Source organism: Pseudomonas sp. YeP6b (assembly GCF_025642995.1).
Lineage (GTDB): Bacteria > Pseudomonadota > Gammaproteobacteria > Pseudomonadales > Pseudomonadaceae > Aquipseudomonas.
Genome location: NZ_CP080090.1, coordinates 1,725,515 through 1,751,730 on the forward strand (window position 1 = coordinate 1,725,515; position 26,216 = coordinate 1,751,730).

Below are 26,216 nucleotides of genomic sequence, written 5' to 3' on the forward strand. Positions count from 1 at the left end.
AACCTCCCGCAGTGCCGGCTTGCAGGAAAGTAATTCAGGTGACTGCACATGAGTGATTTACAGATCGACGGCATCAAAACCGACGAAAATGCCGCCATGGTGTTGCTGGTCGACGACCAAGCCATGATCGGTGAAGCCGTGCGGCGTGGCCTGGCCCATGAAGAAAACATCGACTTCCACTTCTGCGCCGACCCCCATCAGGCGATTGCCCAGGCGATTCGCATCAAGCCCACGGTGATCCTGCAAGACTTGGTCATGCCCGGGCTCGACGGCCTGACGCTGGTGCGTGAATACCGCAACCATCCGGCCACGGCGAATATCCCGATCATCGTGCTTTCGACCAAGGAGGACCCGCTGATCAAGAGCGCGGCGTTCTCGGCGGGCGCCAATGATTACTTGGTCAAGCTGCCGGACAACATCGAGCTGGTGGCGCGCATTCGCTATCACTCGCGCTCCTACATGACCCTGTTGCAGCGGGACGCGGCGTATCGGGCGCTGCGGGTCAGCCAGCAGCAGCTGTTGGACACCAACTTGGTGCTGCAACGGTTGATGAACTCCGACGGCCTTACTGGGTTGTCCAACCGCCGCCACTTCGACGAATACCTGGAGCTGGAATGGCGCCGTGCCATGCGTGACCAGACCCAACTGTCGTTGCTGATGATCGATGTGGACTTCTTCAAGACCTACAACGACAGCTTCGGCCATGTCGAGGGCGATGAAGCCCTGCGTAAAGTCGCGGCGACCATTCGCGAAGCCAGCAGTCGCCCCTCGGATTTACCGGCGCGTTACGGCGGTGAAGAGTTTGCGCTGGTGTTGCCCAATACCTCGCCGGGCGGTGCGCGGCTGGTGGCCGAAAAGCTGCGCATGGCGGTGGCGGCGCTGAAAATCCCGCACATTGCCCCGTCAGAAGGCGCGAGCCTGACCATCAGCATCGGTTTGTCGACGATGACGCCGCAGCAGAGCAGCGATTGCCGGCTGTTGATCATGGCGGCGGATAAGGGCTTGTACACGGCTAAGCATAATGGGCGCAATCAGGTCGGTATCGAGTGATTCAGAACGACGCTGATCCTCTGTGGGAGCTGGCTTGCCTGCGATAGCGGCCTGTCAGTTATCACCTCCGTATCTGATACACCGCAATCGCAGGCAAGCCAGCTCCCACATTTGATCGCAATCGTTCTTGAGATCGGGCATATACCCGCCTTTTCGCCAAGCGGGCTGCCGTTAGCCCCGGTTTGTCGTTATACTCGTCGGCTTTCAAAAGTTCGCCAACGAGTGCTGCCCGCCATGGAAATCAACCCGATCCTTAACACCATCAAGGACCTGTCCGAGCGCTCCGAAACTATTCGGGGGTATCTTTGACTACGATCAAAAGCATGAGCGTCTGACCGAAGTCAATCGCGAGCTTGAAGATCCGGCTGTCTGGAACAAACCTGAATACGCCCAGGAACTGGGCCGCGAGCGCGCTGCGCTGGCGCAGATCGTCGATACCCTCGACGAGTTGAACACCGGTCTGGGCGATTGCCGCGACCTGCTGGACATGGCCGTCGAAGAAGATGACGAAGGCGCAGTGGGCGATGTCGTCGCCGAGCTGGCCCGTCTCGAGGAAAACCTCGCCAAGCTTGAATTCCGCCGCATGTTCAGCCACGAAATGGACCCGAACAACGCCTACCTGGACATCCAGGCCGGCTCCGGCGGTACCGAAGCCCAGGACTGGGCCAACATTCTGTTGCGCATGTACCTGCGCTGGGCTGACAAACGCGGCTTTGACGCTACCATCATGGAGCTGTCGGCCGGTGAAGTCGCCGGTATCAAAGGCGCCACCGTGCACATCAAGGGTGAATACGCCTTTGGTTGGTTGCGGACCGAGATCGGCGTGCACCGCCTGGTGCGCAAGAGCCCGTTCGACTCCGGCAACCGTCGCCACACCTCATTCTGCGCCGTGTTCGTCTCGCCCGAGATCGACGATAAGGTGGAAATCGAGATCAACCCGGCTGACCTGCGGATCGACACCTACCGCTCCTCCGGTGCCGGTGGCCAGCACGTAAACACCACCGACTCGGCCGTACGTATTACCCACGTACCGACCAACACCGTGGTCAGCTGCCAGAACGAACGTTCCCAGCACGCGAACAAGGACACCGCCATGAAAATGCTGCGGGCCAAGTTGTACGAGCAGGAAATGCAGAAGCGCAATGCCGCTTCCCAGGCGCTGGAAGACACCAAGTCGGATATCGGCTGGGGTCACCAGATCCGTTCGTATGTGCTTGATGCGTCGCGGATCAAGGATCTGCGCACTAACATCGAACGCAGCGACTGCGACAAGGTGCTCGACGGTGATATCGACGAATACCTGGAAGCCAGCCTGAAATCGGGGCTTTAAAGACTGTGTAGAGCCGGCTTGCCGGCGATCCCCGGCCTACGCCTGGGGCAACGAACCTGTGATGGAATTTCAAAAGACATGAGCGACCAACAACTCGACCCGCAAGCCCTGCAACAGGAAGAAAACTCCCTGATCGCCCTGCGCAAGGAAAAGCTTGCCGCCGAGCGCGCCAAGGGCAATGCCTTCCCGAACGACTTCCGCCGTGACAACTACTGCGATGCCTTGCAGAAACAGTACGCGGACAAGACCAAGGAAGAGCTGGCAGAGGCTGCAATCCCGGTCAAGGTGGCAGGTCGCATCATGCTCAACCGTGGCTCGTTCATGGTGATCCAGGACATGACCGGTCGCATTCAGGTTTACGTCAACCGTAAAACCCTGTCTGAAGAAACCCTGGCCTCGGTGAAAACCTGGGACATGGGCGACATCATTGCAGCCGAAGGCACCCTGGCGCGTTCCGGCAAGGGCGACCTGTACGTTGAAATGACCACCGTACGCTTGCTGACCAAGTCGCTGCGCCCGCTGCCGGACAAGCACCACGGCCTGACCGACACCGAACAGCGCTATCGCCAGCGCTACGTTGACCTGATCGTCAACGAAGAAGTGCGTCAGACCTTCCGTGTGCGTTCGCAGGTTATCGCGCACATCCGCAGCTTCCTGATGCAGCGTGACTTCCTGGAAGTGGAAACCCCGATGCTGCAAACCATCCCCGGTGGTGCCGCAGCCAAGCCATTCGAAACCCACCACAACGCGCTGGACATGGAAATGTTCCTGCGTATCGCGCCTGAGCTATATCTCAAGCGCCTCGTTGTTGGCGGCTTCGAAAAGGTCTTCGAGATCAACCGCAACTTCCGTAACGAAGGCGTCTCGACCCGTCACAACCCAGAATTCACCATGTTGGAGTTCTACCAGGCTTACGCCGACTACGAAGACAACATGGACCTGACCGAAGAACTGTTCCGCGAACTGGCGCAGCTGGTTCTGGGCAGCACCGACGTGCCGTACGGCGACAAGGTGTTCCACTTCGGCGAGCCGTTCGTGCGTCTGTCGGTGTTTGATTCGATCCTCAAGTACAACCCTGAGTTGACCGCTGACGACCTGACCGACATCGACAAGGCCCGCGCCATCGCCAAGAAAGCCGGCGCCAAGGTGCTGGGCTTCGAAGGCCTGGGCAAACTGCAGGTGATGATTTTCGAAGAACTGGTGGAGCATAAGCTGGAACAGCCGCACTTCATTACCCAGTACCCGTTCGAAGTGTCGCCGCTGGCCCGTCGCAACGACGACAACCCGAACGTCACTGACCGTTTCGAGCTGTTCATCGGCGGGCGCGAAATCGCCAACGCTTACTCCGAGCTTAACGACGCGGAAGATCAGGCCGAGCGCTTCATGGCCCAGGTGGCCGACAAGGACGCCGGCGACGACGAAGCCATGCACTACGACGCCGACTTCGTTCGCGCCTTGGAATACGGCATGCCGCCGACTGCCGGTGAAGGGATCGGCATCGACCGGTTGGTGATGCTCTTGACCAACTCGCCGTCGATCCGCGACGTGATCTTGTTCCCGCACATGCGGCCACAAGCGTAACCGTAGCGAAACCCGAAGCCGCCTTTTATAAGGCGGCTTTTTTATGTGGCGTATTCAGCCGTCAAGAGAACGGCGCCAGGTAATCGGTGATCGTTCCCACGCTCTGCGTGGGAAGGCATCCCGTGACGCTCTGCGTCACAAGTAGACGGCATTCCCACGCAGAGCGTGGGAACGATCATTTATCGGTGTAAAAGGAAGATCTGTCGTGAACCGCGTAATGGCTCAAGAAGGTGCCGCCGGCATTGCTGCTGCCGTGGCTGAAAGCGTCCAGTACCAGGGCCGCAAGGCCAGCCGCCGGGGCAGCGAGCAGCGCCGGCAAGACATTCTTGATGCAGCCATGCGCATCGTGGTGCGCGATGGCGTACGTGGTGTGCGCCATCGCGCGGTGGCGGCAGAGGCCGGCGTGCCGTTGTCGGCCACCACTTACTACTTCAAGGATATCGATGACCTGCTTACCGATACCTTCGCCCAATACGTCGAACGCAGCGCCGCCTTCATGGGCAAACTGTGGGTGCGCAACGAAAGCCTGCTGCGCGAGATGGTCGCCTATGGTGATGGCAGCCCGCAGTCGCGCGCGCAATTGGCCGATGACATCGCACGGCTGACCGCCGACTATGTATTGCGCCAACTGACCAACCGCCGCGAACACTTGATGGCCGAACAAGCCTTTCACCAGGAGGCCTTGCTCAACCCGCGCCTGGCTGAGCTGGTGCGTTCCCATCAGCAGATTCTGTTGCAGGGCACCGAGCAGTTTTTCCAGGTGCTGGGCTCCCGGGAGCCGCAACAGGATGCCAAAGTGTTGACGGCGATTATCAGTCGGATGGAATATCAGGGCCTGCTTGGCGGCCCAGAGCCTCTGACCGGTGAAGAGATGCTTGAGATTCTCAAGCGTTATATGCATTTGGTGTTGGCCTCGGTCTAGCCCAATGTGCGATCCGCTTTATGTGGGAGCTGGCTTGCCTGCGATACAGGCGCCTCGGCGCAACAGGTAATCCGAGGTGATGCTATCGCTGGCAAGCCAGCTCCCACACTTGATGGAGTACGCAATGAAAGCCTGGCGTGTCGCGCTAATCGCCTTGTCGTTCCTATTGCTCAGCGGTTGCCTGGTGACCTTCAAGGACCCGTTGCCGGCGCGCGAATCAGCGCCGGATGCCTTGCTCGGCCACTGGTCGAGCAAGAATGCCTGGGGCGAGCCGCTCAACTTGCAGATCACTCGCGCGGGTGAGCACCGTTATAAAGCCGTGAGCTACCCTAAAGCCAAGCCGGGCCAGCGCGATGAGTACCTGTTTACTGTCTCTCGCCATGGTAGCCGTTGGTATTTGTCGGCGCCGTTGCCGGACACGCTCGGCGGGCATTTCATCCTCACAGGCTTTGACTTTGAAGGTGAGAGCGACAAAACGCCTGAATTGGTGGTCTACAACCTCGACGTTGAGCAGATCCATCAAGCCATCGGCCAAAAGCTTTTACACGGCAGCACCGTGGACACCGTCGAAGGCGCCGGTGTTTTGGTGGACAGCCCTATGGACCAGGTGTTTGCCTACCTGGATGACCCGGCCAATGCCGACGTGTTCGTTGAAGCCGTGCGCTACCAGCGCGCGGGCAAATAACGTTTAAAGAGGAAGCACCGGGTGGACGATTACCAGCAGACGATACGCACCTTGTCTGATCGCATTGTGCTGGCGCAAACACCGATTCGCGTCCTCGACGCCGTGAAATGGGACGAGAACATTCGTCAGGGTTTCCTCAAGGCCAAGGGCAAGGCCATGCCCGCCGTAGACCGTGATTATTACCTGAGCCGGCCACTGTCGTTCGACTCCAGCGCGGTTAAGCTGGAGTTCCAGAACATCGAGCGCGACATCACCCGCCAGCTTGGCCAATTCAACCCGGTCGGGCAGATCATGCGGCGGATGTGCAAGGAGTACCGCATGGTGGTGCGCATGCTTGAGGCGCGCGGCACCGAGGACTTCGGCCTGATCTCCCAGGAACTCTACGGCGCCGCCTCCGATGCGTTTCACGCCGGCGACCCGACCCTGGCTGACCTCGGCCTAATGCTGTCCGACTACCTCAACAACATCGACGGCCGTGGCGACCTCAAAGACGAAGCCAAGACCCTGACCGCCAAGGATGCCGTGGCGTTGCTGCAAACCCGTCTGAACAAAGTGTTTGGCGAGGCGGAAGAAACCATTCGGGTATTTGAGTCCGACGGTATCGTCGCCGATGCGGCGGCGGGCGCCGACTACATCAAGATCCGCGCCGACGCGATGTTCAACGACCGGGATGTGCGCGCGCTGGAAGTGCATGAAGGCCTGGTGCACGTCGGCACCACGCTCAATGGCCAGAACCAGCCGATCTGCACCTTCCTGTCCAAGGGGCCGCCGTCGTCGACCGTGACCCAGGAAGGCCTGGCGATTCTGATGGAGATCATCACCTTTGCCTCCTACCCCAGCCGCTTGCGCAAGTTGACCAACCGCACCCGCGCCATCCATATGGTGGAGGAGGGCGCTGACTTCTTGCAGGTGTTCGAGTTCTTCCGTGAGCAAGGCTTTGAAATGGCCGAAAGCTACGGCAACGCCAGCCGGGTTTTCCGTGGCTCAACACCGACCGGTCTGCCGTTTACCAAAGATTTGTCCTACCTCAAGGGCTTCATCATGGTCTACAACTACATCCAGCTGGCTGTGCGTAAAGGCAAGCTGGAACAAGTGCCGCTGCTGTTTTGCGGCAAGACCACCCTGGAAGACATGCGTACCCTGCGCCAATTGGTGGATGAAGGCCTGGTGGTGCCGCCCAAATACCTGCCCGAGCAGTTTCGCGACATGAACGCGTTGGCGGCGTGGATGTGCTTCTCCAACTTCCTCAACCACTTGAGCCTGGACCGGATCGAGGCGGATTACTCGAATATCCTGTAGAGGATATGACCGGCACAACCGAATCAAAAATGTGGGTTTCAAGAACTGTTTTCCAACCTGCTCACGAGGCTTCAACGGATGAGAATCCTCGGCATTCTTTGCCTGCTACTCACATTGAACGGCTGCAGCTCATTGCTGTTCTACCCCGAGCCCGGCCTGCCGTTCACACCGGAAAAAGCCCACCTGCAATACCGTGACGTGACGATCACCACCGCTGACGGGGTAAAACTTCACGCCTGGTGGCTGCCGGCCAAACCCGGCGTGCCCGTCAAAGGCACGGTGCTGCACCTGCATGGCAACGGCGGCAACCTGGCCTGGCACCTGGGCGGCAGTTGGTGGCTGCCGGAACAGGGCTATCAAGTGCTGCTGCTGGACTATCGCGGTTATGGCCTGTCGGAAGGCAAACCGTCATTGCCGGCGGTCTATCAAGACATCGATGCGGCCTTCAACTGGATCGACATGGCGCCCGAAACCCAGGGCCAACCGGTGGTTGTTTTGGGCCAAAGCCTGGGTGGCGCACTGGCGGTGCATTACCTGGCGGCGCACCCGCAGCGTCAGCCGAAGCTCAAGGCCCTGGTACTGGACGGCGTGCCCGCCAGTTATCGTGACGTGGGACAATTCGCCCTCAGCACCTCCTGGTTAACATGGCCGTTTCAAGTGCCCCTGTCTTGGCTGGTGCCCGACGGCGACAGTGCGATCAATGCCATGCCTCAGCTGACCGGCGTGCCGAAACTGCTGTTTCATAGCCTGGATGATCCGATCGTGCCGCTGGCCAATGGCATTCGCCTGTACCAGGCCGCGCCGCCGCCCAGGGTGCTGCAGTTGACCCGTGGCGGCCATGTGCAGACCTTTGCCGACAAGACCTGGCAAACCGTGATGCTGCGTTATCTGGACGACCCGCAGCACTTCAATGGTCTGCGCCGCCTGGGGGAAATCCCCAACTACCCCAACCCTACAGTTGATTCATCAGAGAGCCCGCAATGAGCCAAGAACGCAACATGATCCCACTGATCCTCACCGGCATCGGCACCATCATCGGCACCGTCGGCTGCCTGTGGTTTTACGGCTACCTGCACTTCGCCAAGCCGGAGGATGCGTTGCTGCTCAGTGATTTCACCATGCTCAAGACCGTTCCGGGTGAGGACTACAAGATCTCCCTGACTCCGGCTGCGCAAGTGGCGCAGTGCGTCGATGGCGTGCTGGTGATGTTTGATACCGAACAGAAAGGCTTGAGCGGTGTGCTGGTGAACAACAAGAAGCAGGCGGTGCGCTGCATGGGCCAAGAGACGCCGCAGCTGCAAGAGTAGCTCGCTGGTTATTAAATCGCCTGATTACGGAAATATCTGGAACCGTATTGCGTAAGACGCCACTGATTGGTTTGTCAGTGTTGCTGATAGTTAACTTACGTATAACGACTCTGGAGTGTGATCATGATTGATGGGATTGGCGGAATTGGCGCGTTAAGTAAGTTCTTGGAGATGGCTCAGGGCGCCTCGAAGATGGCCAAGGGCGCGAGCGAGGTTGCGCAAGGTGCGGAAGGTGGGCAAGGTGCTCAGAAACAAGACGCGATGAAGCTGCTCATGGACATGCTGGCGAAGGCGGCGGGTGGTGCCCAGGGCGGCGGTTCCTCAGGCTCTGGGGGCGCTGATGAGCAGATGGATCCAGAGCAACTTGAGAAAATGATGAGGGGTCGCCAAGGCATGGAAGCTAGGATGCCTGCCGATGACACCAACCGTAAAATAGAAGTCTGATAGATAAAAAAACCCACCGTAAGGTGGGTTTTTTTATGCAGCGCCAATCAATCAGTTAGCAACGGAAGACCGTGGCTTGACCGGCTGGTTGTCGTTGGAGATTGTCACTTCAACGCGGCGGTTCATGGCACGGCCCGAAACGCTGCCGTTGTCGGCAACCGGGTATTCCTTGCCGTAACCCTGGGTCACGATGCGCGAGATATCCACGCCCTGTTGCGCCAGTGCACGTTGTACCGAAGCTGCACGACGCTCGGACAGGCTCTGGTTGTACGAGTCGGAACCGGTGCTGTCGGTGTAGCCTTCGACGATCACTTTACGGTCCGGGTTATCACGCAGGAACTGCGCCAGCTTGGTGATGTTAACCAGGCCGCTGGATTTCAGGTCGGACTTGTTGGTGGCAAACAGCACATCACCGAATGTCACCAGAGTACCGCGCTCGGTCTGCTTGGCGTTCAAGCTGTTTTGCAGTTGCTTGATCTGCGCGTCACGGGCGTCCAGCAGGGCACGGGCACGTTCGTCGCCAGCGTTTTTCAGCTTGGCTTCGGATTCGCGCAGGGAGATGGTGTCTTTAGCCACTTCAACGCGCTGGTTGGTCAGGTAGGCCAGTTGGTCGACCTTCTTCTCGTCTTCCTTGTCACGGTAGGCTTTGTCAGCCTTGTCCAGCCACTCGCTGGCGTCTTTGGTTTCCAGCGCCGCAAGCTTGGTGGCTTGTGGGTTGGTTTGCAGGGCCGAGAAGTTGGTCCGTGCGTTTTCCAGGTTCGCGTTCGGCGGGGTGGAGCAGGCCGCCAGGGCAACGCTCATCGCCAGCAGAGCAGGGATCATCAATTGTTTACGCATAGTCGTGTCGTCCTTTCAATTCGATATCAGGTGCGATGCAGTCAAGAGGCAGTGGCTTACTTCTGCTGGATAAGAGCAGGGCGCATGCCTTCCTTGCGCAGCTCGTCAACGGCCTTCTGGGAATCCTTCACTGCCTGTTGAGCCTTGGCAGCCTGGGACTTACGCTCAGCGACGCGAGCGTCCCACTCGGCTTGTTCAGCCAGTTGGCGAGCCTTGTCGTAGTTCTTGTCGTGCATGGCGATTTCGGCTTCTTTGAGCTTGTCCTGAGCCGACTTCATTTCCACCGCTGCGAACTCGGTGCCGCCGGCGCTGACCGCGCTGTTCACCGCAGATTGGGTCACAGCGTATTGCTCGGTCGGCGGGTTACCGGCGCAGCCCGCCAGAACGAAGCTGGTGCCGATTGCCAGCGCGGCCAATTTCAGCCCGCGCAGGTGGTTAAACGAGGATTTGGCAGTGCTGGTCTTCATCGTCTTCAACTCCATTGGGTAACTCCTGAAAAACATCAAAATCCATGTCACTGGTCAGCGGTTTTAGGTCGGGCGGGTAAAGCTCGAACTACCTTTTCAAACGGCCGTTCCAAGTGATGGCTTACTGGCTGTGACCGGAGGCTTTTTTCAAAAGTTCAGAGAAGATGGCGATTTGCCTAAAAAAATATCTGACTGAGTGGTCAGTGCCTAATAGTTGGAACTTTTGCAACGCGTAGAGGTATTCCGGGCCTCTAGGAGGCCCGGAATAAAGGGGTTAGGTTGGTTTTTACGGATGTTTATCAGTGCTTCTGTTCGTCAGCACTGGCCGACAAATCATGCAGATAGCGGCGTGACAGCGTCAGAAAGCGTGGCGTAGGGCCGACGTCTTCATACAGCGGGTCACCCTCTTCATCGGTGGCGATCACATGCTGGCCCTTGATGTAAGGGAAGCTGGCTTCCAGCTCTTCGAGGGCGGCGCCGATCAGCTCGCCGAGCAGTTCTTCGGTGTGGCGCTTGGGGTACATCTCGGCGATGGCGGCCAGCCTTGCGGCCGACTCCACGTCCAGGTGGATCGCGTACTCGGTTTTGGTCAAGCGACCCTTGGCGTTCTCTTCCCAATGCTGGGCCAGTTCTCGGATTTTCATGGCAACCTCAGTAGGCCCGCGATGGCAGGCGGTGATGAGTGTCCAGTCAGCTGCGTGGATAACGCGGTGACTCACAGTTGAGACTAGCTGCAAGTCACAAGGTTTAAAGTGTCTTGTCAGAAACCGGCGCGGGCGGCACTCTGGAACCCCTGCGCGTCCCGGATTTCTGGCTGGAGATTGGCTGATGAGTGATATCGATGCACGCTTGCGTGAGGATGTTCACCTGCTGGGTGAGCTGTTAGGCAACACCATTCGAGAGCAGTACGGCGATGATTTTCTCGACAAGATCGAGCAGATCCGCAAAGGCGCCAAGGCTGACCGCCGGGGTGCCGTAGCCGAGCAAGCCGCCGGCGAGGAACTCAGCGCCAGCTTGAACCAGTTGCAGGAAAGTGAACTGCTGCCTGTGGCGCGGGCCTTCAACCAGTTCCTCAACCTGGCCAACATCGCCGAGCAATACCAGTTGATCCACCGGCGCGATGAGTCGCAACCGGCACCTTTCGAAGCCCGCGTATTGCCGGAGTTGCTCGCCCGCCTGCAACGCGAAGGCCACAGCAACGAATCCCTGGCTCGCCAGTTGGCGCGGCTGGAGATTGAACTGGTCCTCACCGCGCACCCCACCGAAGTGGCGCGTCGCACCCTGATCCAGAAATACGATGCGATTGCCGCGCAACTGGCGCTGCAGGATCACCGTGACCTCACCACCGCTGAACGCGAGCAGATCCGCGAGCGCCTGCAACGGCTGATCGCCGAAGCCTGGCACACTGAAGAAATCCGCCGCGTGCGCCCGACGCCTGTCGACGAAGCCAAATGGGGCTTTGCGGTGATCGAGCATTCGTTGTGGCATGCCATCCCCAATTACCTGCGCAAGGCCGACCAGGCCTTGCACGCGGCCACCGGCCTGCATTTGCCCCTGGAGGCAGCGCCGATTCGCTTTGCCTCGTGGATGGGTGGCGACCGTGACGGCAACCCGAATGTGACCGCGCCGGTGACCCGCGAAGTGCTGCTGCTGGCGCGCTGGATGGCGGCGGATTTGTACCTGCGCGATATCGACCACCTGGCATCCGAGCTGTCGATGCAGCAGGCCAGCCCGGCGTTGCAAGCCAAGGTCGGTGACAGCGTCGAGCCGTATCGCGCCTTGCTCAAGCAACTGCGTGAACGCCTGCGTGCTACGCGCCAATGGGCGCACACAGCGTTGACCGCCAACACCCCGGCGCCGGCTGACGTGTTGCAGAACAACCGCGACCTGCTCGACCCGCTGGAGCTGTGCTACCAGTCGCTGCACGAGTGCGGCATGGGCGTGATCGCCGATGGCCCGCTGCTCGATTGCTTGCGCCGTGCCGTGACCTTTGGCCTGTTCCTAGTGCGCCTGGATGTGCGCCAGGATTCCAGCCGGCATTCATCGGCCATGACCGAAATCACCGATTACCTGGGCCTGGGTCGTTATGAAGACTGGGACGAAGAGGCACGCATCAGCTTCCTGACCAAGGAGTTGGCCAATCGCCGGCCGCTGCTGCCGGGTTATTTCAAGCCGTCGGCGGAGACTGCCGAGGTGTTGAACACCTGCAAGGAAATCGCCGCTGCGCCCGCCGCGTCGCTTGGCTCGTATGTCATCTCGATGGCCGGCGCCGCCTCGGACGTGTTGGCCGTGCAACTGCTGCTTAAAGAGTCGGGCGTGCAACGGCCGATGCGGGTGGTGCCGCTGTTCGAAACCCTGGCCGACCTGGATAACGCCGGGCCGGTCATGGAAACCCTGCTGCAATTGCCAGGCTACCGCGCACGCTTGCAAGGCCCGCAGGAAGTGATGATTGGTTACTCCGACTCGGCCAAGGATGCCGGCACCACCGCCGCCGCCTGGGCGCAGTACCGGGCGCAGGAACGCTTGGTGGATATCTGCCGCGAACAACAGGTGCAATTGCTGTTGTTCCACGGTCGTGGCGGCACTGTCGGCCGTGGCGGCGGCCCGGCGCACGCGGCGATCCTGTCGCAGCCACCGGGCTCGGTGGCGGGGCGTTTTCGCACCACCGAACAAGGCGAGATGATCCGCTTCAAGTTCGGCCTGCCGGACATCGCCGAGCAGAACCTCAACCTCTACCTGGCCGCCGTATTGGAAGCCACGCTGTTGCCACCGCCACCACCCGAACCTGCCTGGCGCCATTTGATGGATGAATTGGCAGCAGACGGTGTCAGCGCTTACCGCGCCGTGGTGCGGGAAAATCCGCAGTTCGTCGAGTACTTCCGCCAGTCCACCCCAGAGCAGGAGCTGGGTCGCTTGCCCCTGGGCAGCCGCCCGGCCAAGCGCCGCGCTGGCGGTATCGAAAGCCTGCGGGCGATCCCGTGGATCTTCGGCTGGACCCAGACCCGCCTGATGCTGCCCGCCTGGCTCGGCTGGGAAGCGGCATTAAGCAAGGCGCTGGAGCGCGGTGAAGGCGAGCTGCTGGGGCAGATGCGTGAGCAGTGGCCGTTCTTCCGCACCCGCATCGACATGCTGGAAATGGTGCTGGCCAAGGCGGATGCCGATATCGCGCGCCTGTATGACGAGCGTCTGGTGCAGCCTGACCTGCTGCCATTGGGCGCGCACTTACGCGACCTATTGTCGCAGGCGTGCAGCGTGGTGCTTGGCCTGACTGGCCAGTCGCAACTGTTGGCCCATAGCCCAGACACACTTGAGTTCATCCGCTTGCGCAACACCTACCTCGACCCTTTGCACTTGCTGCAGGCCGAGTTGCTGGCGCGCTCGCGTCAGCAAGAGGCGGCGCAGGACAGCCCTCTGGAACAGGCGCTGCTGGTGTCCGTGGCCGGTATTGCCGCCGGTTTGCGCAATACCGGCTAAGGTTTCTTGCGTGTTCTCAACGGCTTGCAGATAAACCATGACGGCCGCCCTGAAACGGGCGGTCGGCGTTCAAGGGGTAGGGTTGCACTCAGTCACACCCGACCTGTGACGCATGCGCGGCGCGGGTTCTTGCGACTTTCGGCGGCTTGTATGGATAGAGCCTGCTGTGTATCTTGATCAGCCTTTGGCCGTTTGATCGGCTAGACCCACATTTCTACGAGATTGGCCCCACGCGGCGAATCCGAGCGTCATCTCTATAAAAAATTGAGGAGCACATCGATGCGCGTCATTCTGCTGGGAGCTCCCGGGGCCGGTAAAGGTACTCAGGCAAAGTTCATCACTGAAAAATTCGGCATTCCACAAATCTCCACCGGTGACATGCTGCGCGCTGCGGTCAAGGCCGGCACCGAGCTGGGCCTGATCGCAAAAAGCGTAATGGACAGCGGCGGTCTGGTCTCTGATGACCTGATCATCAACCTGGTCAAGGAACGCATCAGCCAGGACGACTGCAAGAACGGTTTTCTGTTCGACGGTTTCCCACGCACCATTCCCCAGGCTGAAGCCCTGGTGAAAGCCGGCGTAGAGCTGGATGCGGTGGTTGAAATCGCGGTTGAAGACGAAGAAATCGTCCAGCGTATCGCTGGCCGTCGCGTTCACGAAGCGTCGGGCCGCGTTTACCACATCGTCTACAACCCGCCTAAAGTGGCCGGCAAAGACGATGTCACCGGCGACGACCTGGTGCAGCGTAAAGACGACACCGAAGAAACCGTACGTCATCGCCTGTCGGTCTACCATTCGCAGACCAAGCCACTGGTGGATTTCTACCAGAAGCTGTCCGCTGCCCATGGCAAGCCGAAGTACAGCCACATCCCAGGCGTTGGTTCGGTAGAAGCCATCACCGCCAAGGTGTTGCAAGCGCTGAGCTGATCAAACGATTAGCTGCACGCACAACGGCCCGCTTGCGGGCCGTTGTTGTTTATACTGGCGCACTTTTTTTCGATTTGGACACCTGCACCCATGAGCACCCTGCTGGCCCTGGACACCGCGACTGAAGCTTGCTCCGTTGCCTTGCTGCACGATGGCAAGGTAACGAGCCACTACGAGGTGATCCCGCGCCTGCATGCGCAGAAGCTGTTGCCGATGATCAAGCAACTGCTTGAAGACGCGGGCACCACGCTTTCTGCTGTCGATGCCATTGCCTTTGGCCGCGGCCCCGGTGCGTTTACCGGTGTGCGTATTGCCATCGGCGTGGTGCAGGGCCTGGCGTTTGCGTTGGAGCGCCCGGTGTTGCCGGTTTCCAACCTGGCAGTGCTGGCCCAGCGCGCCCTGCGCGAGCACGGTGCCTCGCAAGTCGCAGCGGCTATCGATGCGCGTATGGATGAAGTGTATTGGGGTTGCTACCGCGAGACGGCCGGCGAGATGCGCCTGGTAGGCGTGGAAGCGGTGCAGCCGCCGCAGGCGTCTGTATTGCCCGCAGATGCCAGCGGTGATTGGTTCGGCGCCGGCACCGGCTGGGGTTATGCCGAACGCATCGGTGTGAAGCTGGTCGGCCAGGACGCCGCGATGTTGCCCCATGCTGAAGATTTACTGACCTTGGCGCGCTTCGCTTTTGAACGCGGCGAAGCGATTCCGGCTGATCAGGCTGCACCGGTTTACCTGCGCGATAAAGTTGCACAAACCAAGGCTGAACGCGGGATTATTTGACGTCAAAAATGCTGGCATTTTGAGGCAAAAATCTCCAATCGTCAGAATTTGCCCCTGTTTCTAAACCTTTTACAAATTATGTGTTCTAGTTATCACCAGAGCATTTGCGCACTACGGAAAGTGCCGCTAAATTGCCATCATTGATACCGAGTCTGCATGTATGCGCATAGACGGCTTTTCCTCACAGTCCTACCCACTCAAGCGTAAGCCGCGTAAGGCTAACGTGACGGTAGACGATTCCGTCGAGGATTCGCCGGACTTCATCGAAGTCCAGTCCGAGTCGCATGCCAACACGCATTCCAGCGCCCAAGGTTCCGCCGGTGCACGTATCAGTGGTCTTCCCGCCCGTCAGCAAGACATGGTCTTCCCCCGCTCCATGAGCAAAAGCGTCGCCACCGCCCTGGCCAGCTACCTGACCACCGCCGGCTTTGTCGAATGGGATATGGAAGTGCTGGGTCTCGACATCCATATCTGATGCGTCTGCCTTACTTTATTGGTTGCCCGTCCTGGAGTGAAAACGCCTGGCGCGAGTACCTGTACCCGGCTGATGCGCGCTCCGGCGATTACCTCGCCTTGTATTCCCAGGTCTTCAACGCCGTTGAAGGCAACACCACGTTTTATGCCCGACCCTCGGCCGCCACCGTGCAGCGCTGGGCCGAAATCATGCCTGAGGATTTTCGCTTCACCGCCAAATTCCCAGGCGACATCAGCCACGGTGGCGACTTGCGCGAGCAGTTGCCGGCGGCAGAAAGTTTTGTCGGTTTGATGAGCCCATTGGGTGAGCGTGTTACGCCGCTGTGGCTGCAACTGCCGGCGAGCTTTTCGCCACAACGCCTCGGTGAGCTGGCAGGTTTTATTGATGGCCTGGAGCGCCCGCTGGCCGTGGAAGTGCGCCACCCGGAATTCTTCGCCAAGGGCGATGCCGAGCGCATGCTCAACCGCTTGCTGCGTGACCGTGGTGTCGAGCGAATCTGCCTGGACCCGCGCGCGCTGTTCAGTTGCACCTCAACCTCAGCCGCCGTGCTGCACGCCCAATCGAAAAAGCCCAAGGTGCCGCCGCGCCCGGCCGCGCTGACGCTGTTTCCCCAAGTGCGCTTTATCGGTCATCCGGAACTGGAAGCCAACGACCCGTTTCTGCTGCCGTGGGTAGAAAAAGTCGCCGGCTGGATCGAGGAAGGCCGCACGCCCTACGTGTTCCTGCACACCTCGGATAACCGCCTGGCTGCGCAACTGGCGCTGCGCTTTCATGAAAAACTGATGGCGCGTTTGCCGGGCCTGCCGCCGCTGCCGACCTTGCATCGAGAACCCGCAGCGGAGCAACTGGGGTTACTCTAAGGCTCCTTTTTCCGCCAGGAGTCAGACATGGATGCCCAAACCCTTCGCGCCGAAACCTTCAAAGCCTTGCACGCGCGAGATCGCGCGTTCGTGATGCCCAACCCGTGGGATGCAGGCTCAGCCATCATGCTTGCCAGCCTCGGCTTTGAAGCCTTGGCCACCACCAGTGCAGGTTATGCGTTCAGCCTGGGGCGGCCGGATGCAGAAGGTGCGTTGTCGCTGGAGGACACATTGGGCAATGCTTCAGCGATTGTTCGGGCGACCGCGCTGCCGGTGGCGGCTGATCTGGAAAACGGCTTCAGTGATACCCCTGAGGGCTGCGCCCAAACCATCCTGCGCGCGGCGGCCACGGGCATCGTCGGCGGCTCCATCGAAGACGCCACGGGTATCGCCGTCGACCCCATCTACCCTTTTGATTTGTCTGTTGAGCGTGTAGAAGCGGCGGTTGCCGCTGCCCGCAGTCTGCCATTCCCTTTCACCCTGACGGCCCGCGCAGAAAACCTCCTGCATGGCCGCCTGGATTTGCCTGACACCATCCGCCGCTTGCAGGCCTACGCCGAAGCCGGTGCCGACGTGCTGTATGCCCCAGCGCTACGCAGCGCCGAGGAAATACTGGCAGTGGTCAAGGCCGTCGCGCCCAAACCGGTCAACGTGTTGATGTCCGGTGGCTTGAACCTCAGCGTCGCGCAGTTGAGCGAGCTGGGCGTGCGCCGTATCAGTGTCGGCTCGGCTATGGCGCTGGCCGCGTATGGCGAGTTCTACCGCGCCGCACAGGAAGTGTATGAGTTGGGCACCTTTACCTTCACCGAGCGCAAGATGCCGTTCAGTCAGGCCAACCAATTCTTCAAGGGCTAAGCCGTGCGCTTTTTCAACGTGATCGGTGCGCTGCTGTTGCTGGCGGGTGTGTTCGCAGTGGGTGTGTGGCGAGGCTGGGTGCCGTTGCCTGCTGAGTGGAACCCCTGGGCGCCGCTGGATGTGCGCGCCAACCCGAACCTGCTGACGCGCTTCAAGCTCGGCCGGCTGCAGGATGATCCGGCGCTGTGCGACCACGTGCTGAACACCTCCGGCTTGCGCGTCAGCCATCAGGCAGATAGTCCTGCTGACGCTGCGTGCCCATTGCGCAACGTCTTGCGCGTGCAGGGCGCCGACGTGGCCTTGAGCAGCAGCTTTCTCGCCAGTTGCCCGCTGGCCGTGGCGTTTGCCCTGTTCGAGCGCCATAGCCTGCAACCGGCGGCCCAGGCGGTGTTTGGCCAGGCGGTGACGCGGGTCGATCACCTCGGCAGCTTTGCCTGTCGCAACATGTATAACCGCGCAGACGGGCGGCTCAGTCAACATGCTTCGGCCAATGCCCTGGACATCGCCGGCTTTCGTCTGGCGGATGGGCGCAGCATCAGTGTGCTTAAGGATTGGCCGGGGGAGGGCGACAGCGCGCGCTTTTTGCGACAGGTACGCGACGGTGCCTGCGATGATTTCAATGTGGTGTTGAGCCCGGACTACAACGCCGCCCATCGCAACCATTTCCATCTGGACATGGGCCGTTGGTGGGTGTGTCGCTGAGGCTCAGGCGGCCAGGCGCAGGTTGTTGAGGATCAGAGGGCGCGCCCAGTGGTAGTCGAAGTCCAACGCTTTCTGTTGCGCCACCAGTGCTTCGGTCGGGTACGGCGTGGCAGGCGGTGGCAACAGGTCCAGTTCGAACTCGGCAATCGGCAGGTGCAACGGCTGGGGTTCTGGCGCGGGGCCCGGCTTAGGCAGCGGTTGACCGGCGCTCAGTACGATCGGGCGTACCCAGCCACTGTCGAAGTTCTGCTGGCGCTGTTGGGCGACAATTTCTTCATCTGGGAATGGCGTGGCGGGCGGCGGCAGTAATTCGGTTTCAAATTCGGCGATTGGCAGGAACAACGGCTCCGGCGGGGCGATTTCGGTGTCTTTCACGTCGCATTCACGCTGGGTGAGGATCTGCGACAGCAGGTCGGCGCCTTCGCTGGGCTCTACCGCCGGGTCCTTCGGCGCCGGTGCTTTGGCGGCGAGCGCATCCGGCGTATCGCCGAGCTGTTCGGCCAACGCACGGGCAAAGAAGTCCTGCCACACATGACTCACCCCGGCCAGCGCTTGAGTATTGCGCAGGCCGTAGTGGTTGTGGGTCGGCAGTACACCGATGGTTAGGGGAAGAATGTCTGACATTTTTCTCGGTCGACGCTCAGCTCTGGCAAAATACCTGACTGTTGTTTTTATCGGCCGCTGTTTGCCGATCCTTAATATTTTTGAGCGTAGCGATTGATGAGCGAACAACCAGCGGCCAGCCGCATTCGGGTCGAGGCTTTGGCCGAAGGTTTCCAGGCGCGTGCCGAGCACTGGGCGTCGCAGCTTGGCCTGCCTTTGCAGCTGGAAGAGGCGGATTTTTCCCTGCAAGTCGGCGAGCACGGCCTGCAGTTGCAACAGCTCGGGCCTGATGCGCCGGGGCCGGTGCGTGTGGATTTTGTCGAGGGTGGCGCGGCGCACCGGCGTTTGTACGGTGGTGGCAGTGGGCAGATGATCGCCAAGGCTGTGGGTATTGCTCAAGGCGTGCGTCCACGGGTGCTGGATGCCACGGCGGGTTTGGGTAAGGACGCGTTTGTGCTGACCAGTCTGGGGTGTGAGATGAGCCTGATCGAGCGTCAGCCGTTGATTGGCGCCTTGCTTGAAGACGGCCTGGCCCGGGGTGCGGATGACTTTGAGGTGGCACCCATTGTGGCGCGCATGAAGCTGCTCAAGGGCAACTCCATCGAGGTGATGCTCAACTGGGAAGGTGAGCCGCCGCAGGTGATCTACCTGGACCCGATGTTCCCTCATCGTGAGAAAACTGCGTTGGTGAAGAAGGAGATGCGCCTGTTCAGGCCACTGGTTGGCGATGATCCGGATGCGCCGGCGTTGCTCGCTGCTGCCTTGGCGTTGGCCAGCCACCGTGTGGTGGTCAAGCGCCCGCGCAAGGCGCCGTGCATTGAGGGGCCCAAGCCGAGCCATGCGTTGGATGGGAAGTCGAGCCGGTATGACATTTATCCGAAGAAAGCGCTCAAGCCTTGAATTGGTTTGAGTACATATCCGTTGCTGCGGTAACGGTTGCTTAGGGTTCCGCTCTTACAGCCAGCCCTTTCAAGGTCTTTGGAAAAAGCCTCAAAAAATGATCATTTTTTGACCAAGAGAGATGCTGGCTGAACCAAATTCAACTCGTTTTTTTCTTAATTTCAGCCTGGAATTGGCGTAGGACGCGATTTAGGCAAAGACCTTGAAAGGGCTGGCTGTAAGAGCGGAACCCATATCAGCCGTTATCGAAATAACGGATATTCACCCAGCAGCCCCTCAACAACCCGGCGTCAGGCCCTATAGGCCCGCATAAACAACCCCACCACCTCCTGCACATGCGCTTCGGCGGCTTCTTCACTCAGTTGCCCGCCACAGCCATACAGCAAACAGAAATTTGCCGTGCCCTTGAGCAGGCAAAAGAAGTGCTCGGCCGCCGTAAACGGTTTATCGATGCTCAGGGCGCCGCTCTGGTCGATGCGGCTGAGCAGGCGCTCCATGCCTTGCAGCATGCGCATGGGGCCGGCTTCAAAGAAGATCTGTGAGAGTTTCACGTCCTGATTGCCGGTGGTCATCATCAGGCGGTGCAGGTTTACCGACTCCTCGCTGTTGATCAGCCGATGAAAGCCGCGTGCGATGTTCAGCAGCACGGTGTCCACGGGCATGCCTGCGGGCAGTTCGAAATACATCACCGGCAACTGTTCCTCGCATTTCGCCACAACGGCGGCGGTGAACAAGGTCTCTTTGTCGGTGAAGTGGCTGTAGACGGTCAGTTTTGACACGCCAGCCTCAAGGGCCACGGCATCCATGCTGGTGCTGGCGTAGCCATTGCTCAAAAACAGGATTTTCGCTGCTTCGAGAATTGCCTGGCGTTTTGCCATGTCCTTGGGGCGCCCGGGGCTATTGGTGTTTACAGGATTGTCGGACATTTTCACCTTTAATACTGGACTGGCGAGTTTGGTATTAATAACATACCGGCAAGTATAATTATTCCTAGCTCCATTTGCGAAAGGTCCTTCAGCATGCGCAGCACTTTCCTGCCCCTTGCGTTGCCTGTCAGCCTGGTCTTCCTGTTGGCCGCTTGCGGCCATGAAGAAGCGGCCCAAACCACCATCCGCCCCGCTATGGTGGTGCAGCCGCAGCCCTCGGCGCAGGCGATGGACAGTTTCCCTGGCGAGGTGCGTGCCCGTTATGAGCCGGACCTGGCCTTTCGCATTGGCGGCAAAGTCAGCAAACGCCTGGTGGAGGAGGGTGAGCGGGTCAAGGCCAACCAGCCGCTGGCCGAACTCGACCCACAGGACGTGCGCCTGCAACTGGAAGCCACCCGTGCCCAGGTCGCTGCCGCCGAGGCCAACCTGAGCCTGGTGCGCGCCGAGCGCGATCGCTACAAGACCCTGATGGACCGTCAGATGGTCAGCCGTTCCCAGTACGACAATTCCGAAAACCTCTACCGGGCAGGCGAAGCACGCCTGAAGCAGATCAAGGCCGAGTTCGACGTGTCCAGCAACCAGGCCGGTTACGCTGTGTTGCGTGCGCCCCAGGATGGCGTGGTCGCCAAGCGCGCGGTGGAAGTCGGCCAAGTGGTAGCGGCCGGCCAGACCGTGTTCACCCTGGCCACCGATGGCGAGCGCGAAGTCCTGATCAGCCTGCCGGAACAAGGCTTTGGCCGGTTCAAGATCGGCCAGCCGGTGTCGGTGGAATTGTGGAGCCAGCCTGACCAACGTTTTGCCGGGCGCATTCGTGAGCTGTCACCCGCTGCCGATCCGAAATCGCGCACCTTTGCCGCCCGCGTCGCGTTCACCGGCGGTAAAGTCCCGGCCGAACTGGGCCAGAGTGCCCGCGTATTCATACAGGCCGATGGCGTGATTGCGCTGTCGGTGCCGCTGTCGGCCCTGAGTGCGGAGAACGGCGCGTCCTACGTCTGGTTGGTGCAACCGGACAACACGCTCAAACGCACCCCGGTGCGCATCGGTGCTTTCGGTGAAAAAACTGTGCCGGTATTGGAAGGCCTGACCGCCACTGATTGGGTGATCGCAGCGGGCGTGCATGTGCTCCATGAGGGCCAGCAAGTGCGCCCGGTGGATCGCTCCAACCGTGTGGTGAATCTGGCGGCCAACAAGGAGTAGTCCCCGATGGGTTTCAATCTTTCCGAATGGGCGTTGCGTAATCGCCAGATCGTACTGTTCCTGATGATCCTGCTGGCGGTGGTCGGCACGCTGTCCTACACCAAGCTTGGGCAAAGCGAAGACCCGCCGTTCACCTTCAAGGCCATGGTGATCAAGACCAACTGGCCCGGGGCCACGGCTCAGGAAGTCTCGCGCCAGGTTACCGAGCGCATCGAGAAAAAACTCATGGAGACCGGCGAATATGAGCGCATCGTCTCCTTCTCGCGGCCCGGTGAATCCCAGGTCACCTTTATCGCCCGCGACTCGATGCATTCGGCGCAGATTCCTGACTTGTGGTACCAGGTGCGCAAGAAGATCAGCGACATTCGCCAGACGTTGCCGCCGGACATCCAAGGGCCGTTTTTCAACGATGAATTCGGCACTACCTTCGGCAATATCTACGCGTTGACCGGCGACGGCTTCGACTACGCCGTGCTCAAGGACTACGCCGACCGCATCCAGATTCAACTGCAACGCGTGCCGGATGTGGGCAAGGTCGAGTTGCTTGGCCTGCAGGATGAGAAGATCTGGATCGAGCTGTCCAACCTCAAGCTCGCCACCCTCGGCCTGCCGTTGGCCGCCGTGCAGCAGGCCCTGCAGGAGCAGAACGCGGTCTCGACCGCCGGCTTCTTCGAAACCCCGACCGAGCGCGTGCAACTGCGCGTGTCGGGCAACTTCAAGACAGTGGAGGAGATTCGCAATTTCCCGATTCGTGTGGGTGACCGCACCTTCCGTATCGGCGACGTGGCCGACATCCACCGTGGCTTCAACGACCCACCGGCACCGCGCATGCGCTACATGGGCGCGGACGCCATCGGCCTGGCCGTGGCCATGCGTGACGGCGGCGACATCCTGGTATTGGGCAAAGCCCTCGAAGGCGAATTCGCACGCCTGCAAAAGAACCTTCCGGCAGGTATGGAGCTGCGCAAGGTGTCGGACCAACCGGCAGCGGTGAAAACCAGCGTCGGCGAGTTCGTCCAAGTGCTGGCTGAAGCATTGGCCATCGTCTTGCTGGTGAGCTTCTTCTCCCTTGGCGTGCGCACCGGCATGGTCGTGGCTCTGGCGATTCCGCTGGTGCTGGCGATGACCTTTGCGAGCATGTATTACCTCGGCATCGGCTTGCACAAGATCTCCCTTGGCGCATTGGTATTGGCCCTGGGCTTGCTGGTCGACGACGCGATCATCGCCGTTGAAATGATGGCGATCAAAATGGAACAGGGTTACGACCGGCTCAAGGCCGCGAGCTTCGCCTGGACCAGCACCGCGTTCCCGATGCTCACCGGTACGTTGATCACCGCTGCGGGCTTCCTGCCGATTGCCACTGCGCAATCGAGCACCGGTGAATACACACGCTCGATCTTCCAAGTGGTGACCATTGCGTTGCTGGCTTCATGGGTTGCCGCCGTGGTGTTTGTGCCCTACCTCGGAGAAAAGCTCTTACCGGATTTGGCAAAAATTCATGCCGCCAAACACGGCACCGATGGGCCAGATCCCTACGGCACACCGTTCTATCAGCGTGTAAGACGTCTGGTTGAATGGTGTGTGCGTCGGCGCAAAACCGTGATCGTGCTGACCCTGCTGCTGTTTATCGGCTCGGTCGCGCTGTTCCGTTTTGTGCCGCAACAGTTCTTCCCCGCCTCTGGTCGCCTGGAGTTGATGGTCGACCTCAAACTGGCTGAAGGCGCTTCCCTGAGCAACACCGCTGACCAGGTCAAACGCTTGGAAGCCTTGCTCAAGGAACACGCCGGCATCGACAACTATGTGGCCTATGTCGGCACTGGTTCACCACGCTTTTACCTGCCATTGGACCAGCAACTGCCAGCCGCCAGCTTCGCGCAATTTGTGGTGCTGGCGAAGACTATCGAGGAGCGCGAAAGCCTGCGCACCTGGTTGATCGAAACCCTCAACGAACAATTCCCCGAGCTGCGTTCGCGGGTCACACGCCTGGAGAACGGCCCGCCCGTGGGTTACCCGGTGCAGTTCCGTGTGACCGGCGAACACATTGAAGAAGTCCGCGCCCTGGCGCGCAAAGTCGCGGCCAAAGTTCGCGAAAATACCCACGTGGTCAACGTGCACCTGGATTGGGAAGAACCGAGCAAGATCGTCTACCTCAATATCGACCAGGACCGTGCGCGGGCACTGGGTGTGAGCACCGCCAACCTGTCGAAATTCCTGCAGAGTTCACTCACCGGTTCCAGCGTTAGCCAGTACCGCGAGGACAACGAGTTGATCGAGATCCTCCTGCGCGGCACCGTGCACGAGCGCACCGAGCTGTCGTTGTTGCCGAGCCTGGCCGTGCCGACCGACAACGGCAAAAGCGTGGCGCTGTCGCAGATCGCCACCCTCGAATATGGCTTCGAAGAAGGCGTTATCTGGCACCGCAATCGCCTGCCGACGGTGACCGTGCGCGCCGATATCTATGGCAAGGAGCAACCGGCAACCCTGGTCCAGCAAATCCTGCCGACCCTTGAAGGTGTGCGCGCCGAACTGCCGGATGGCTATCTGCTGCAAGTCGGCGGTACCGTCGAAGACTCTGCCCGTGGCCAGAACTCGGTCAAGGCCGGGGTGCCGCTGTTTATCGTGGTGGTACTGACGTTGCTGATGCTGCAGCTGCGCAGTTTCTCACGCACCGCCATGGTGTTTCTGACGGCGCCGCTGGGCTTGATCGGCGTGACGTTGTTCCTGCTGGTATTCCGCCAACCCTTCGGCTTTGTCGCCATGCTCGGGACCATTGCCTTGTCGGGGATGATCATGCGTAACTCGGTGATCCTGGTCGACCAGATCGAACAAGACATCAAGGCTGGCCTGGCGCCGTGGCAAGCGATCATCGAAGCCACCGTGCGACGCTTCCGCCCGATTGTGCTGACGGCCCTGGCGGCGGTGCTGGCGATGATTCCGTTGTCACGCAGCGTGTTCTTCGGGCCAATGGCCGTGGCGATCATGGGCGGGTTGATTGTGGCGACGGCGTTGACGCTATTGTTCCTGCCGGCACTTTACGCGGCATGGTTCCGCGTCAAGAAGGACGCACACTAGTTTCCTAGGGGGAGGCGTGAAGGCTTTTCGGTTGAGGAGGAGGGGGCGTGGGAAAAGCCTGAAATCCGATAGCTGCCGTTAATGCCTGAATGTCTCCCAGGTGTTTATTTAAAAAAGGGCAGTTTTTTATCAACGGTTTTAATAATCGATGTGTTGGTATCGGCTAACGGTGTAATGCGTTGCAGTGTGTGGTCAAGGTGGTTGACGGATTCGGTATACAGATGACAGACAAAACTGTCCTCTCCGGTAATTTTGTAACAAAGAATACACTCGGCCATTTCTGACAGTAGTTGTTCCACTTCTTGAAACTTTTCAGTGAGCGGTTTTATCCGTACAAGTGCCTGTAGCGCAAACCCCAGGGCCTGCGCGTCCAACTCCACGCTGAACCCCGTTATAACGCCCGCGACCTCCAGGCGCTTGAGGCGCTCGCTGCATCCTGGGGCGGAAAGCCCCACCTGCCGACTAAGCGCACGGATAGACGCGCGGGCGTTCTGGTGCAGGGCAACAATCAGCGCGCGATCAACGGGGTCGAGTGTCTGATCGTTTTTTGTAAGCCTTTTCATTAGATGGACCTTACGAACATTGATGAAATAGCGTGAAAATCTTACATACCACAGATCCATCAAAAAAAATGGATTTTTAGGAAATCCCTACCTATTGTTTTGCCTGCAGTCATACGCAGTACTGTGCTGCTATTTCAACTTGATCTATTTGTCGAGGGATTGAAATGAACGATGTACTTGATGAGGCTCGCCTGAAAAAAACACCATGATAATAACTTTCCCGAAGAGCGAATGTTTTCACTGCGTCATGAGTTTGCGCGCAATGGGTTTATACAGTTGCGCGATATTGTCGATGACGGTGTGCGCGAAAAGATAACGGCTGCCGTCAATAGTTTGATCGAGCACCCACTTGAACGTCGTGACTTGCATTTGGCAACGACCGATAACACGCCGCGCTACATGAGTGTGGTACGCAGTGAATTTATCGCTGAGAACAGCCCGCTGATCAACACGCTGTCGAAGTCCGAAGTGCTGCTCGATACCTTATCCGTGATCGCAGGTACCCGTGTTGTCCCCTCCGTCTCCAGGGACGAGGAGTATTTGATCACCAAGCAGGAACGCAAAGGTGATACCCACGGCTGGCACTGGGGCGATTACAGCTTCGCGCTGATATGGATTATCGAAACACCGCCGATTGCCAAGGGAGGAATGCTGCAATGCGTGCCTCATACCTCGTGGGACAAAGCCAACCCGAGGATTCACGAGTTGCTGTGCAGTAACCCGATTGCGACGTACGGCTTTAAGACTGGGGATATTTATTTCCTGCGCACCGACACCACGCTGCATCGCACCATTGCACTCAATGAAGATGCCACCTGGATCATCCTCAACATGACGTGGGCGGCTGAAAAAGACCTTGTCCGAAATCTGCACGGCAATGATCGCTGGTGGGAAGACCAGCATGCAGAGGCCGCTAAAAACCTGACGTAAAACGCGGCTGTCTGGTTGTTACATAAACCCACG

26 protein-coding genes are annotated in these 26,216 nt (G+C 59.6%); 20 read left to right on the top strand and 6 right to left on the bottom strand.

The features are described from left to right. The first annotated feature begins 48 nt into the window (after positions 1-48). The 9 genes from KZH41_RS07710 (at position 49) to KZH41_RS07750 (ending at position 8,618) form a co-directional block, all read left to right on the top strand. On the top strand, positions 49-1,050 hold the full coding sequence (locus tag KZH41_RS07710; protein WP_263274638.1) for a response regulator: 1,002 nt from the start codon (positions 49-51) through the stop codon (positions 1,048-1,050). 234 nt (positions 1,051-1,284) lie between these two features. Next, positions 1,285-2,380, top strand: a protein-coding gene (gene prfB, locus KZH41_RS07715) for a peptide chain release factor 2 (protein ID WP_141240520.1) whose coding sequence is annotated in 2 segments (ribosomal slippage) — positions 1,285-1,356 and positions 1,358-2,380 — 1,095 coding nt in all. Because the reading frame shifts where the segments join, the coding sequence is not laid out codon by codon here. 78 nt (positions 2,381-2,458) lie between these two features. Next, entirely contained in the window at positions 2,459-3,961 is a 1,503-nt protein-coding gene (gene lysS / locus KZH41_RS07720; RefSeq protein WP_094949981.1) for a lysine--tRNA ligase, read from the top strand. A gap of 205 nt (positions 3,962-4,166) precedes the next feature. Beyond that, positions 4,167-4,883, top strand: a complete 717-nt coding sequence (locus KZH41_RS07725; RefSeq protein ID WP_242154715.1) for a TetR/AcrR family transcriptional regulator — start codon at positions 4,167-4,169, stop codon at positions 4,881-4,883. A gap of 124 nt (positions 4,884-5,007) precedes the next feature. Then, complete coding sequence (locus tag KZH41_RS07730; protein ID WP_094949982.1) at positions 5,008-5,568, top strand: hypothetical protein; 561 nt, start codon at positions 5,008-5,010, stop codon at positions 5,566-5,568. A 21-nt stretch (positions 5,569-5,589) separates the two neighbouring features. Continuing rightward, positions 5,590-6,867 carry a flavohemoglobin expression-modulating QEGLA motif protein gene (locus KZH41_RS07735; protein ID WP_094949983.1) on the top strand — a complete coding sequence of 426 codons (1,278 nt, stop codon included), beginning with the start codon at positions 5,590-5,592 and terminating at the stop codon, positions 6,865-6,867. Positions 6,868-6,945: 78 nt separating this feature from the next. Further along, on the top strand, positions 6,946-7,851 hold the full coding sequence (locus KZH41_RS07740; RefSeq protein ID WP_263274639.1) for an alpha/beta hydrolase: 906 nt from the start codon (positions 6,946-6,948) through the stop codon (positions 7,849-7,851). Next, entirely contained in the window at positions 7,848-8,174 is a 327-nt protein-coding gene (locus KZH41_RS07745) for a hypothetical protein (RefSeq protein WP_094949985.1), read from the top strand. The genes KZH41_RS07740 and KZH41_RS07745 overlap by 4 nt, the downstream gene beginning before the upstream one ends. Before the next feature lie 123 nt (positions 8,175-8,297). Further along, positions 8,298-8,618 carry a hypothetical protein gene (locus tag KZH41_RS07750; protein WP_263274640.1) on the top strand — a complete coding sequence of 107 codons (321 nt, stop codon included), beginning with the start codon at positions 8,298-8,300 and terminating at the stop codon, positions 8,616-8,618. Positions 8,619-8,669: 51 nt separating this feature from the next. Here the strand turns inward: KZH41_RS07750 and KZH41_RS07755 are convergent, their stop codons facing one another. The 3 genes from KZH41_RS07755 to KZH41_RS07765 form a co-directional block, all read right to left on the bottom strand. Then, positions 8,670-9,455 carry an OmpA family protein gene (locus KZH41_RS07755; RefSeq protein ID WP_094949987.1) on the bottom strand — a complete coding sequence of 262 codons (786 nt, stop codon included), beginning with the start codon at positions 9,453-9,455 and terminating at the stop codon, positions 8,670-8,672. A gap of 56 nt (positions 9,456-9,511) precedes the next feature. Then, on the bottom strand, positions 9,512-9,937 hold the full coding sequence (locus KZH41_RS07760; protein WP_094949988.1) for a DUF4398 domain-containing protein: 426 nt from the start codon (positions 9,935-9,937) through the stop codon (positions 9,512-9,514). A 284-nt stretch (positions 9,938-10,221) separates the two neighbouring features. Then, on the bottom strand, positions 10,222-10,566 hold the full coding sequence (locus KZH41_RS07765) for a pilin assembly protein (protein ID WP_094949989.1): 345 nt from the start codon (positions 10,564-10,566) through the stop codon (positions 10,222-10,224). A gap of 184 nt (positions 10,567-10,750) precedes the next feature. Here KZH41_RS07765 and ppc point away from each other — a divergent pair, with 184 nt between their 5' ends. The 7 genes from ppc to KZH41_RS07800 all read left to right on the top strand — a co-directional run bounded on the left by ppc (position 10,751) and on the right by KZH41_RS07800 (position 17,992). Then, positions 10,751-13,396, top strand: a complete 2,646-nt coding sequence (ppc, locus tag KZH41_RS07770; RefSeq protein WP_094949990.1) for a phosphoenolpyruvate carboxylase — start codon at positions 10,751-10,753, stop codon at positions 13,394-13,396. Between the two features lie 279 nt (positions 13,397-13,675). Further along, positions 13,676-14,323 (top strand): adenylate kinase, encoded by a 648-nt coding sequence (gene adk, locus KZH41_RS07775; protein WP_242154720.1) that lies wholly within the window; start codon positions 13,676-13,678, stop codon positions 14,321-14,323. Positions 14,324-14,413: 90 nt separating this feature from the next. Beyond that, positions 14,414-15,100, top strand: coding sequence for a tRNA (adenosine(37)-N6)-threonylcarbamoyltransferase complex dimerization subunit type 1 TsaB (gene tsaB / locus KZH41_RS07780; protein WP_094949992.1), 687 nt, complete (start codon positions 14,414-14,416; stop codon positions 15,098-15,100). Positions 15,101-15,260: 160 nt separating this feature from the next. Beyond that, positions 15,261-15,575, top strand: coding sequence for a hypothetical protein (locus KZH41_RS07785; RefSeq protein WP_094949993.1), 315 nt, complete (start codon positions 15,261-15,263; stop codon positions 15,573-15,575). Beyond that, on the top strand, positions 15,575-16,435 hold the full coding sequence (locus KZH41_RS07790; protein WP_094949994.1) for a DUF72 domain-containing protein: 861 nt from the start codon (positions 15,575-15,577) through the stop codon (positions 16,433-16,435). The genes KZH41_RS07785 and KZH41_RS07790 overlap by 1 nt, the downstream gene beginning before the upstream one ends. 27 nt (positions 16,436-16,462) lie before the next feature. After that, positions 16,463-17,290, top strand: coding sequence for an isocitrate lyase/PEP mutase family protein (locus KZH41_RS07795; protein ID WP_094949995.1), 828 nt, complete (start codon positions 16,463-16,465; stop codon positions 17,288-17,290). Between the two features lie 3 nt (positions 17,291-17,293). Beyond that, positions 17,294-17,992 carry an extensin family protein gene (locus tag KZH41_RS07800; protein ID WP_242154722.1) on the top strand — a complete coding sequence of 233 codons (699 nt, stop codon included), beginning with the start codon at positions 17,294-17,296 and terminating at the stop codon, positions 17,990-17,992. Positions 17,993-17,995: 3 nt separating this feature from the next. Here KZH41_RS07800 and KZH41_RS07805 read toward each other — a convergent pair whose 3' ends face one another. Then, positions 17,996-18,616 carry an energy transducer TonB gene (locus KZH41_RS07805; protein ID WP_094949997.1) on the bottom strand — a complete coding sequence of 207 codons (621 nt, stop codon included), beginning with the start codon at positions 18,614-18,616 and terminating at the stop codon, positions 17,996-17,998. Positions 18,617-18,712: 96 nt separating this feature from the next. Between KZH41_RS07805 and KZH41_RS07810 the strand changes: the two genes are divergently transcribed. Continuing rightward, complete coding sequence (locus tag KZH41_RS07810) at positions 18,713-19,495, top strand: class I SAM-dependent methyltransferase (protein ID WP_263274641.1); 783 nt, start codon at positions 18,713-18,715, stop codon at positions 19,493-19,495. Positions 19,496-19,785: 290 nt separating this feature from the next. Here the strand turns inward: KZH41_RS07810 and KZH41_RS07815 are convergent, their stop codons facing one another. Next, positions 19,786-20,421, bottom strand: coding sequence for a TetR/AcrR family transcriptional regulator (locus KZH41_RS07815; protein WP_094950076.1), 636 nt, complete (start codon positions 20,419-20,421; stop codon positions 19,786-19,788). 93 nt (positions 20,422-20,514) lie between these two features. On the opposite strand from KZH41_RS07815, the gene KZH41_RS07820 reads away from it, so the two are divergent. Both KZH41_RS07820 and KZH41_RS07825 read left to right on the top strand, forming a co-directional pair. Next, a complete protein-coding gene (locus tag KZH41_RS07820; protein ID WP_094950075.1) occupies positions 20,515-21,618 on the top strand; it encodes an efflux RND transporter periplasmic adaptor subunit in 1,104 nt (367 codons plus the stop codon). Between the two features lie 6 nt (positions 21,619-21,624). Beyond that, a complete protein-coding gene (locus KZH41_RS07825) occupies positions 21,625-24,690 on the top strand; it encodes an efflux RND transporter permease subunit (RefSeq protein WP_094950074.1) in 3,066 nt (1,021 codons plus the stop codon). Positions 24,691-24,794: 104 nt separating this feature from the next. On the opposite strand, the gene KZH41_RS07830 is transcribed toward KZH41_RS07825, so the two are convergent. Beyond that, positions 24,795-25,253: an Lrp/AsnC family transcriptional regulator gene (locus tag KZH41_RS07830; RefSeq protein ID WP_263274642.1), complete on the bottom strand. Its 459-nt coding sequence runs from the start codon at positions 25,251-25,253 to the stop codon at positions 24,795-24,797. Positions 25,254-25,484: 231 nt separating this feature from the next. Here KZH41_RS07830 and KZH41_RS07835 point away from each other — a divergent pair, with 231 nt between their 5' ends. Then, the gene (locus KZH41_RS07835) at positions 25,485-26,183 is read left to right on the top strand and encodes an ArpA protein (protein ID WP_263274643.1); all 699 of its coding nucleotides are present in this window, start codon (positions 25,485-25,487) and stop codon (positions 26,181-26,183) included. Positions 26,184-26,216: the final 33 nt, after the last annotated feature.

What these genes read in the sequence shown, in the direction of transcription:
- KZH41_RS07795 (WP_094949995.1), top strand. Translation starts at nt 16,463, where the DNA reads ATGGATGCCCAAACCCTTCGCGCCGAAACCTTCAAAGCCTTGCACGCG.
- tsaB (WP_094949992.1), top strand. Translation starts at nt 14,414, where the DNA reads ATGAGCACCCTGCTGGCCCTGGACACCGCGACTGAAGCTTGCTCCGTT.
- KZH41_RS07810 (WP_263274641.1), top strand. Translation starts at nt 18,713, where the DNA reads ATGAGCGAACAACCAGCGGCCAGCCGCATTCGGGTCGAGGCTTTGGCC.
- lysS (WP_094949981.1), top strand. Translation starts at nt 2,459, where the DNA reads ATGAGCGACCAACAACTCGACCCGCAAGCCCTGCAACAGGAAGAAAAC.
- KZH41_RS07730 (WP_094949982.1), top strand. Translation starts at nt 5,008, where the DNA reads ATGAAAGCCTGGCGTGTCGCGCTAATCGCCTTGTCGTTCCTATTGCTC.
- KZH41_RS07745 (WP_094949985.1), top strand. Translation starts at nt 7,848, where the DNA reads ATGAGCCAAGAACGCAACATGATCCCACTGATCCTCACCGGCATCGGC.
- KZH41_RS07740 (WP_263274639.1), top strand. Translation starts at nt 6,946, where the DNA reads ATGAGAATCCTCGGCATTCTTTGCCTGCTACTCACATTGAACGGCTGC.
- KZH41_RS07765 (WP_094949989.1), bottom strand. Translation starts at nt 10,566, where the DNA reads ATGAAAATCCGAGAACTGGCCCAGCATTGGGAAGAGAACGCCAAGGGT.
- adk (WP_242154720.1), top strand. Translation starts at nt 13,676, where the DNA reads ATGCGCGTCATTCTGCTGGGAGCTCCCGGGGCCGGTAAAGGTACTCAG.
- KZH41_RS07790 (WP_094949994.1), top strand. Translation starts at nt 15,575, where the DNA reads ATGCGTCTGCCTTACTTTATTGGTTGCCCGTCCTGGAGTGAAAACGCC.
- KZH41_RS07820 (WP_094950075.1), top strand. Translation starts at nt 20,515, where the DNA reads ATGCGCAGCACTTTCCTGCCCCTTGCGTTGCCTGTCAGCCTGGTCTTC.
- KZH41_RS07805 (WP_094949997.1), bottom strand. Translation starts at nt 18,616, where the DNA reads ATGTCAGACATTCTTCCCCTAACCATCGGTGTACTGCCGACCCACAAC.
- ppc (WP_094949990.1), top strand. Translation starts at nt 10,751, where the DNA reads ATGAGTGATATCGATGCACGCTTGCGTGAGGATGTTCACCTGCTGGGT.
- KZH41_RS07710 (WP_263274638.1), top strand. Translation starts at nt 49, where the DNA reads ATGAGTGATTTACAGATCGACGGCATCAAAACCGACGAAAATGCCGCC.
- KZH41_RS07785 (WP_094949993.1), top strand. Translation starts at nt 15,261, where the DNA reads ATGCGCATAGACGGCTTTTCCTCACAGTCCTACCCACTCAAGCGTAAG.
- KZH41_RS07755 (WP_094949987.1), bottom strand. Translation starts at nt 9,455, where the DNA reads ATGCGTAAACAATTGATGATCCCTGCTCTGCTGGCGATGAGCGTTGCC.
- KZH41_RS07750 (WP_263274640.1), top strand. Translation starts at nt 8,298, where the DNA reads ATGATTGATGGGATTGGCGGAATTGGCGCGTTAAGTAAGTTCTTGGAG.
- KZH41_RS07830 (WP_263274642.1), bottom strand. Translation starts at nt 25,253, where the DNA reads ATGAAAAGGCTTACAAAAAACGATCAGACACTCGACCCCGTTGATCGC.
- KZH41_RS07760 (WP_094949988.1), bottom strand. Translation starts at nt 9,937, where the DNA reads ATGGAGTTGAAGACGATGAAGACCAGCACTGCCAAATCCTCGTTTAAC.
- KZH41_RS07825 (WP_094950074.1), top strand. Translation starts at nt 21,625, where the DNA reads ATGGGTTTCAATCTTTCCGAATGGGCGTTGCGTAATCGCCAGATCGTA.
- KZH41_RS07835 (WP_263274643.1), top strand. Translation starts at nt 25,485, where the DNA reads ATGTTTTCACTGCGTCATGAGTTTGCGCGCAATGGGTTTATACAGTTG.
- KZH41_RS07815 (WP_094950076.1), bottom strand. Translation starts at nt 20,421, where the DNA reads ATGTCCGACAATCCTGTAAACACCAATAGCCCCGGGCGCCCCAAGGAC.